Source organism: Thiocapsa sp. (assembly GCF_035467215.1).
GTDB lineage: Bacteria > Pseudomonadota > Gammaproteobacteria > Chromatiales > Chromatiaceae > Thiocapsa.
On the sequence record NZ_DATITZ010000349.1, the window covers coordinates 1 to 8,655 of the forward strand.

Consider the following 8,655-nt stretch of genomic DNA (forward strand, 5'->3'; position numbering starts at 1 on the left):
GGACCCGAGGCGTCTCGATGTCGCTGGTGCTCGATCGCGGGGCGAGCGCATGCGCATCTAAGGATAGCGCTCTGCGGCGGCGTTGGGCAGTGTCCTTGTTCACCCTGTCCCTCTTCGCCCTTCGGGGCAACGGAGCCGAGTCCGAGCCCCGGTCCGATCGGTCATCGCCGCTGGAGGACCAACAGCGAGATGTCGTCCTCGATCTCACCCGCTCCGCGCCAGTCCCTTAAGGCCATGTCCACGCGCGTCGTCAAGCTTGCCGCAGGCGTATCGATGCAGTCGCCGGCGAGGCCGATCAAACGCTCGATCTCGAAGCTCTCGCCTTGGGTGTTGCGACAATCCGTGATGCCGTCCGAGTAGAGGATCAGTCGGTCCCCGGGCTGCAGGGTGAAGCCGACCGAGTCGTAGGGGACGCCTTCGAGCATCCCGACGGCAAAACCCCCGTGTCCGACCAGCTCGACGCGCCCGTCGCGTCGCGCCAGCAGCGGATGGGGGTGACCCGCCTGACACAACTCGCCACGCCCCGTATCGGTGTCGATATAGCCGTACACCATGGTGAAATAGGGTGCGATGTCGCCGGACTGGAAACGCCGGTTGAGGTCTGCGACGACGGCATCCGGGGCCCTGACGCGACGCTCGTCTCCGGGCGGTGCGATCAGATGCCCCTCGCCGAGCTCCGCGGACAGGGTGCGACTCAGCGTGACCGACATCATCGCCGAGGGAACGCCATGCCCGGCGACGTCGAGGTGATAAAACCCCAGATCGCGATCGTTCAAACGGAAAAAGTCGAAGATGTCGCCGCCGATCTCGGTCGCGGGCAGGAACAACCAGGCCAAGGCGAGCGCGGGCGACACGTTCGGATCCTTCGGCAAGAGGCTGGCCTGCAGGGCCGCTGCGGCTCGGAGATCCTGCTCGATCCGGTCGAGCGCGGCATGGAGTTTGCGGTTGGTTTCCTCGAGCTTGCTGTTGCGCGAGGCGAGCTGGCTTTCGAGGCTCAAGATGCGCTCGGCGGCGCGCAGCCGGACGCGCAGCTCCTCGAAGTTGAATGACTTGGTCAGGAAGTCATCGGCACCCGCGGTCATGCCCTCGATCAGGTCGTCCTTGTCGTCGCGGGCGGTCAAGAGGATGAAGTAGGTGTAGTGGTCCCGCTCCACGGCGCGGACCCGTCTGCAGAGTTCCAGCCCGTCGACCTCGGGCATCATCCAATCGCTGATGACCAGACGGATCGTCTCGCGCTCGAGGATCTCCCAGGCCTCGCGGCCGTTGCTGGCCGTTACGACCTCATGCCCCCAACGCTTGAGCAGGCGCCCGAGAATCTCCCTCGCGTCGCTTGCATCTTCGGCAATCAGGATACGCATGGCGGCTGGTCGGTCTCGCCGTGGAATTGGACACGACGCCTTATACCATAGGCGCGTAGGGCAGGATTGCGAACGGCTTCCCGCGGGTGGGATCGGCCTGCGGGTCCTGCCTCGGGCGTGCACGAGCACGTCCGAGGCCGGTTCCGTCATCCGTCCAAGGATTCGGGCGCGACCGATGTCAGTTTCCAGATATCGCGGTTGTACTCTGCGATGGTGCGGTCCGAGGAGAAGTAGCCGCTGTGGGCGGTGTTGAGGATGCTCATGCGTAGCCAGCGCTCGCGGTCTCGGTAGGCGCTATCGACCTGCTCTTGCGCGTCGATATAGCTGCGGAAGTCCGCGGCGGTCATCCAGGGGTCATGGGCGTTGCGGATCGAGAGGATGATCTGATCGAAGATGCCCGGCTCGAACTGGTTGAAATGGCCGGACTCCAGCAAGCTCATCACCTCGAGGAGCGCCGAGTCGCTGGCGATGATGCCGTTCGGGTCATAGTGGGCCCGCCGAGACTCGACCCCGGCGGCCGTGAGGCCGAACAGGAAGAAGTTTTCGTCCCCGACCTGCTCGCGGATCTCGATGTTGGCCCCGTCGAGTGTGCCGATGGTGATGGCGCCGTTCATCATGAACTTCATGTTGCCCGTGCCGGACGCCTCCTTGCCGGCCGTCGAGATCTGCTCGGAGAGATCCGTGCCGGGCGCGATGACCTCCATCAGCGAGACGCAGTAGTCCGGGATGAAGGCGACCCGCAGCAGGCCCTCGGTTTCCGGATCGCCGTTGACCGCGCGGGCGACGTTGTTGACCAGCTTGATGATCTGCTTGGCCATCTGGTAGCCGGGCGCCGCCTTGCCGCCGATCAGCACGCAGCGCGGTGTCCAGTCCCGCGTGTCGCCGCGCTTGATGCGGTTGTAGAGATGGATCACGTGCAGGACGTTGAGCAGCTGACGCTTGTACTCGTGGATGCGTTTGACCTGCACATCGAAGAGCGCGTCGATGGGGAAGGAGACTCGGCAGAGCTGCTCGACCGTGGCGGCGAGGCAACGCTTGTTGTCCTGCTTGATCCGATGCCATCGTTCGCGGAAATCCGCGTTCTCGGCATAAGGCGCGAGGCGTTCGAGCTGGCCCAGATCACGCACCCATTCGGTGCCGATCGTCTCGTCGAGGAGCTCGCGCAGCCCGGGATTGCACATGGCCAGCCAGCGGCGCGGGGTCACGCCGTTGGTCTTGTTGTTGAATTTATCCGGCCAAAGCTCGTAGAAATCGCGGAACAGACCCTCGACGAGCAGCTGGGAGTGCAGTCCGGCGACCCCGTTGACCGAGAAGCTGCCGACAATCGCCAGATAGGCCATCCTGACCTGAGACTCGTACCCTTCTTCGATCAGCGACATGCGTCTCAGACGGTCGTTGTCTCCCGGCCAGCGGGTTGCCACTTCGGCGAGAAAACGGGCATTGATCTCGTAGATGATCTGGAGGATGCGCGGCAGCAGGCGCTCGAAGAGACGCACCGGCCAGCGCTCGAGCGCCTCGGGCAGCAGGGTGTGGTTGGTATAGGCCATGGTCTTGCGGGTGATGGCCCAGGCTTGCGTCCATTCGAGCCCATGATCGTCCATGAGCTGACGCATCAGCTCGGCGACGGAAACCGCCGGGTGGGTGTCGTTGAGCTGGAAGCAGTTCTTCTCGGCAAAGGTGCTGAAGTCGGGTCCGTGCAGACGGATCCAATCGCGCAGCACGTCTTTGATGCTGGCGCTGGCGAGGAAGAACTGCTGGCGCAGGCGCAGCTCCTTGCCGTTCTCGCTGGCATCGTTGGGGTAGAGGACCATGGTGATGTGCTCGGCGGCGTTCTTCTGCGCAACCGACTCGGGATAACTGCCCGAGTTGAACTCGCCGAGATCGAACTCGTCGGTCGCGGCGGCCTTCCACAGGCGCAGGGTATTGATGGTGCCGTTGCGATAACCCGGGATCGGGATGTCGTAGGGCACGGCGAGCACGTCGTTGGTGTTGACCCAGCGCACGACGTGGCGCCCGTCGTTGTCCTTGTGGGTCTCGGTGTGGCCGCCGAACTGGATGCGTTGGGTGAACTCGGGGCGCTCCAATTCCCAGGGGTTGCCGTCGCGGACCCAATGATCGGGCTCCTCGATCTGGTTGCCGTTCTCGATCAGCTGGCGAAACATTCCGTACTCGTAGTGCAGTCCGTAGCCCCTGACGGGAAGCTGCAGGGTGGCGCAGGAGTCGAGAAAGCAGGCCGCGAGCCGACCGAGGCCGCCGTTGCCCAGGCCTGCGTCGGGCTCGTTGCCGGCGATCTCCTCGAGCGCAATGCCCAGGTCGTACAGCCCCTTGGCGGCCGCATCGCCGACGCCGAGATTGAGCATCGCATTGGAGAGGGTGCGCCCCATCAGGAACTCGAGCGAAAGGTAATAGGTGCGCTTGCAACCGGCCTCTTCATAGGCGTGCCGGGTGCCTTTCCAGCGCTCCATGAGACGGTCGCGCAGCGCGATCGCGAGCGCCTTGTAAGGATAGTAGGCGGACTGGCAGTCGCGATCCCGCCCGAAGGTATAGGCGTAGTAGTGCTGAAAATCGCGTGCGATGCCCTCCGGGGTCATCGGCAGCGGGGGCAGGTCGAAGAATTGCTCGTTCGGTCGGGCACTGATGATGTTTTTAAACGGTGACATGGCGCCGCTGGATCCTTGATCGGTTGGGGTGGGGCTCGGACCGAGGTGCCGAATCGCGTCGGGTGCGAGAGGCGTGATCAGCTCGGTCGAGCGGAATCGGTCGTTGCGTGAAGGTCTCCTTGACGGTCTCGTCGGGTCAATTAAGCAACTATCGAGCCTGCTCGATCGCCTCGTTGACCTCGAGCCATGCCTCCTCGGTGGCTTCCAGGTCGGCGCAGACCTGGCGTTGCTCGTCGAGCAGCGCGAGCAATCGGGTCTTGGCCTCCGCGGCGTAAAGGTCCGGATCGGCGAGTGCTTGCTCCAGTGCTGCGCGGCGGGTCGTCAGCGCTTCCATGCGCTTCTCCAGCGTTCTTTCCTTTTGTCGCAGCGGCTGCAGGGTCTGGCGCGATTGTGCCGCCTGGCGACGCTGTTGCTTGCGGTCGCCTCCGTCGCTTGCGCCGCCCGGCGCCGCCTCGGTCGGGCGCGTACCCTCGGGGCTGCGACTCCGGTCGTTGTTGGCCAGCCAGGCCGGATAGTCGTCGAGGTCTCCGTCGAACGGACGTACTGCACCGGCGTCGACCAGGAGGAGCGTGTCGGCGGTGACCCGCAGCAGGTGACGATCGTGCGAGACCAGCACCAGGGCGCCGTCGAATCCCTGGAGCGCCTCGGTTAAGGCATGCCGCATCTCGAGGTCCAAATGGTTCGTCGGCTCGTCGAGCAGGAGCAGATTGGGCCGCTGGCGGATGAGCAGCGCGAGCACCAGCCGCGCCTTCTCGCCGCCCGAGAGCGGGCCGACCGGGCCGAGTGCGCGATCGCCTTCGAATCCGAATCCGCCCAGATAGCTGCGCAGGGCCTGCTCGGTCGCGCCCGGATCCTGACGTCGTAGATGGCCGAGCGGGCTGTCGTCTAGATGCAGTTGGTGGATCTGGTGTTGCGCGAAATAGCCGATCTTCAGGGCCTGAGCGCGCTCCAAACGCCCGCTCGACGGGGTCAGCTCCCCGGCCAGGACCTTGATGAAGGTGGATTTGCCTGCCCCGTTGCGCCCCAGCAGCCCGATGCGATCCCCGGGGTTGAGGCTGAGTCCGACCCCCTCAATGACGGGCCTGTCGCCATAGCCTGCCGCGATCTCGTCCAGGCGCACGAGCGGGCGCGGCAGGTTCTCGGCGGGTGCAAACTCGAATCGAAAGGGCGAGTCGACATGAGCCGGCGCGATCAGCTCCATGCGTTCGAGCGCCTTCAGACGGCTTTGCGCCTGGCGTGCCTTGGTGGCCTTGGCCCGGAAGCGCTCGACGAAGCTGCGCATGTGCGCGATCTCGCGTTGTTGGCGCTCGCTCGCGGCCTGTTGCTGGGCGAGGCGCTCGGCGCGCTGGCGCTCGAAGGCGGAGTAGTTTCCCGCGTAGAGGGTCAGGTGCTGGCGGTCCAGATGCAGGATGTGTCCGGTCACGGCGTCGAGGAAGTCGCGGTCGTGGGAGATCAGCAGGAGCGTTCCCGGATACGCCTTCAACCAGCCTTCGAGCCAGATCACGGCGTCGAGGTCCAGGTGGTTGGTCGGCTCGTCGAGCAGCAGCAGATCCGAGCGGCACATCAGGGTGCGCGCCAAGGCGAGACGCATCCGCCAGCCGCCCGAATAACTATTGACCGAACGGTGCTCGTCGCCGGGAGCGAAGCCGAGCCCGTGCAGGAGTCGCGCCGCACGGCTTTCGGCCCCGTAGGCGTCGATCGCCTCCAGCCGTCCCAGCAGCTCGCCCTGATGCAGGCCGTCGCCGTCCGCCTCGGCCCGTGCCAGCTCGGCCTGGATGCGGCGCAGCTCGGCGTCGCCGTCGAGCACGAAGTCGATGGCCGCGCCCTCGCTGTCCGGGGTGTGCTGGGCGACATGGGCGACCTCCCAGCCGGCAGGGATCGTGGCCTGGCCGGCATCGGCATGGAGATCCCCGAGCAACAGCGCGAAGAGGCTCGATTTGCCGCAGCCGTTGTAGCCGACCAACCCGACCTTTTGACCCGGATAGACGGTGACGTCGGCGGCCTCGATCAAGAGATGCGGGCCGCGGCGCAGGCTGAGTGATTGGAGCTGGAGCATGGTGTCGGGTCTAAACCGCGCTCGGAGCGGTATGCGATGTTTTTGGATGGGATCGGGCCCGGCAGACTTGACGTCCGCTCGAGTCGGCGCGGTTTAAAATTTTAAAAAATTAGTTTAAGTCACGCCCCTGCTCAGGGCGCATGGGCGCATCAGATCGCGCAGGTCTGGCCGGACGCGGTTTGATCACGGCGCCGGGTTGCCGCGATCCAGTCGACGGTACCCGATCGCCTCGCCGAGGTGCCGCTGCTCGATCCGAGCCAGACCGTCGAGATCCGCAATCGTTCGGGCCACCTTCAGAATCCGGTGATAGGCCCGAGCCGATAGGGCCAGACGTGTGATCGCCTGTTGGATCATGCGTTGCCCGTCGGGCTCCAGTGCGCAGTCGCGCTCGATCTCGGCCGGTCCGAGGACATGATTGGCCTTGCCCGCGCGCGTGATCTGGCGGGCGCGAGCGGTATCCACGCGCTGTCGCACGATCGCTGTCGTCTCTCGCGTCTCCGAGGCTGAATCGCCGAGCCGAGAGAGGTCCAGCCGAGGGACCTCGACGTGCATGTCGATCCGGTCCAGCAGCGGTCCGGAGATGCGCCCGCGATAACGTCCCACCTGGTCAAGGGTACAACGACAACGCCCGCTGTTGTCGCCGAGATAACCGCAGGGACAGGGATTCATCGCCGCGACCAGTTGGAACCTCGCCGGAAAGCGCGCCTGACGCGCGGCCCGCGAGATGTCGATATGACCGGACTCCAAGGGTTCGCGCAAGACCTCCAGCACCTTGCGGTCGAACTCGGGCAGCTCGTCGAGAAACAAGACCCCTTGGTGCGCGAGCGAGATCTCGCCGGGCCGCGGGTTGCTGCCTCCGCCCACCAGCGCGACCCCGGATGCGGTGTGGTGCGGCGAGCGAAACGGACGCTCGCGCCAGCGCGCCGGGTCGAACAGGTCGCGGTCGCTCACCGAGCGGATCGCGGCCGCCTCGAGCGCCTCGTCCTCGCTCAGCGACGGCAGGAGCCCGGGGAGCCGATTCGCCAGCATCGACTTTCCGGTGCCCGGCGGGCCGATCAACAGCAGACTGTGGCCGCCTGCGGCAGCGATCTCCAGAGCCCGTTTCGCATGCTCCTGACCCCTGACCTCCGAGAGGTCCGGATATGCGGGCTCGACGAAGCTCCGCTCGCCCGCCACGAAGGTCGGCAGCACGCGCGTCCCGTTCAGATGCTCGCAGACCTCCATCAAGTGCCGCGCCGGTCGGATCTCGAGCCCCGAGACCAGCGATGCCTCCGCGGCATTCTCCGCAGGCAGGATCAGCTCGCGGCCCGCCTCGCGTGCCGCTACCGCGACGGGCAAGACGCCGTTGACCGGCCGCAATCCGCCCGAGAGCGCCAGCTCGCCGATCAACTCGTAGCGATCCAGCCGTTCGGTGACGATCTGGCCGGACGCGCCGAGGATGCCGAGCGCGATCGGCAGATCGAAGCGTCCGCCCTCCTTCGGAAGGTCTGCCGGTGCAAGATTGATGGTGACCCGTCCCACCGGAAACTGGAACCGGCCGTTCAGCAAGGCACCGCGCACGCGGTCTTTGCTCTCTTTGACCGCCATCTCGGGCAGTCCGACCATCGACAGATAGGGCAGCCCTCCGGAGAGATGGACCTCGACCGTCACGGCCGGGGCATGAATGCCGACCCGCGCGCGGCTGTGCAGGATACAGAGGGCCACGACCCTGCTCGGTATCGGTGCCTCAATCCGCCCCTGCTCGTCCGGGTGCGAGCGCGCGCTCGAGCTCGGCAATGCGCGCCTCGAGCACCGCCAGTTTCTCGCGGCTGCGGGCCAGGACGGCGGACTGGACGTCGAACTCCTCGCGGGTCACCAGGTCGAGCTTGTCCAAGCCGGATTCGAGCGAGGCTCGGAGATTGCGGCCGATGTCTTCCTGCAACATCTGGATGCCCTTGGGCATCGCCAATGCGAGGCGCTGGGCGAGATCGTCGAGCTGTTTGGGATCCAACATGGGGGTTCCTCTGTGCTGCGGTCTGTGCTTGACCGGTGGGTCCGGAGTGGATGCCGGGATGCGAAGGCCGATCCCGCGATGACTCAATCGCTCCGAATGCAGCCGCCATTATAGGACGGGCCGCCGCGCAAGTGCGCCGGCTTTCAGTCAGGGGCTGTATCGGCGCGCGTTTTTGGTGCGGCCGATCTCCGGGCCCTCCGCATGCGCGCTATTTTGGTGCGCATCCTTGTTGCGAGTTTGGCACATGATGCCGAAATACCTCTTCCCAGTGGGTGCATCGAGGCATGGCACGCTATCTGCTTTCTCGACATCACAACGTCACAACCGGCGGGGACATCCGGGCACCAGCCGGTATTTTTCAACCTCGACCAGCAAGCCCGCATCATCGAGAGGCACACAGCAATGACAACACGACGCATCGGAACCGTCCTGGCGCTTGGGGCGCTGACCATGAGCGCCGGCACCTTCCAGATCGCCGCGGCCGACGAGACGCACAACTTCAGCGCCAATATCGGCGTTGTCAGCAACTACATGTTCCGCGGGCTGACTCAGACCGATGACGGACCGGCTGTTCAAGGCGGGCTCGAC

The 8,655-nt window shown here is 65.5% G+C and carries 6 protein-coding genes; 1 reads left to right on the plus strand and 5 read right to left on the minus strand.

The window, feature by feature from the left end; translation table 11 throughout:
- Nucleotides 1–161: 161 nt before the first annotated feature.
- The 5 genes from VLR48_RS18820 to ubiK form a co-directional block, all read right to left on the minus strand.
- Complete coding sequence (locus tag VLR48_RS18820) at nt 162–1,358, minus strand: PP2C family protein-serine/threonine phosphatase (RefSeq protein WP_325293253.1); 1,197 nt, start codon at nt 1,356–1,358, stop codon at nt 162–164.
- Nucleotides 1,359–1,504: 146 nt separating this feature from the next.
- Complete coding sequence (locus tag VLR48_RS18825) at nt 1,505–4,018, minus strand: glycogen/starch/alpha-glucan phosphorylase (protein WP_325293254.1); 2,514 nt, start codon at nt 4,016–4,018, stop codon at nt 1,505–1,507.
- A gap of 148 nt (nt 4,019–4,166) precedes the next feature.
- Nucleotides 4,167–6,074 (minus strand): ATP-binding cassette domain-containing protein, encoded by a 1,908-nt coding sequence (locus VLR48_RS18830; RefSeq protein WP_325293255.1) that lies wholly within the window; start codon nt 6,072–6,074, stop codon nt 4,167–4,169.
- A 183-nt stretch (nt 6,075–6,257) separates the two neighbouring features.
- Nucleotides 6,258–7,778, minus strand: coding sequence for a YifB family Mg chelatase-like AAA ATPase (locus tag VLR48_RS18835; RefSeq protein WP_325293256.1), 1,521 nt, complete (start codon nt 7,776–7,778; stop codon nt 6,258–6,260).
- Nucleotides 7,779–7,800: 22 nt separating this feature from the next.
- Complete coding sequence (ubiK, locus tag VLR48_RS18840; RefSeq protein ID WP_325293257.1) at nt 7,801–8,067, minus strand: ubiquinone biosynthesis accessory factor UbiK; 267 nt, start codon at nt 8,065–8,067, stop codon at nt 7,801–7,803.
- Nucleotides 8,068–8,469: 402 nt separating this feature from the next.
- Here ubiK and VLR48_RS18845 point away from each other — a divergent pair.
- The coding region (locus tag VLR48_RS18845; protein ID WP_325293258.1) for a TorF family putative porin at nt 8,470–8,655 on the plus strand (186 nt) is incomplete at its 3' end.

What these genes read in the sequence shown, in the direction of transcription:
- ubiK (WP_325293257.1), bottom strand. Translation starts at nt 8,067, where the DNA reads ATGTTGGATCCCAAACAGCTCGACGATCTCGCCCAGCGCCTCGCATTG.
- VLR48_RS18825 (WP_325293254.1), bottom strand. Translation starts at nt 4,018, where the DNA reads ATGTCACCGTTTAAAAACATCATCAGTGCCCGACCGAACGAGCAATTC.
- VLR48_RS18820 (WP_325293253.1), bottom strand. Translation starts at nt 1,358, where the DNA reads ATGCGTATCCTGATTGCCGAAGATGCAAGCGACGCGAGGGAGATTCTC.
- VLR48_RS18830 (WP_325293255.1), bottom strand. Translation starts at nt 6,074, where the DNA reads ATGCTCCAGCTCCAATCACTCAGCCTGCGCCGCGGCCCGCATCTCTTG.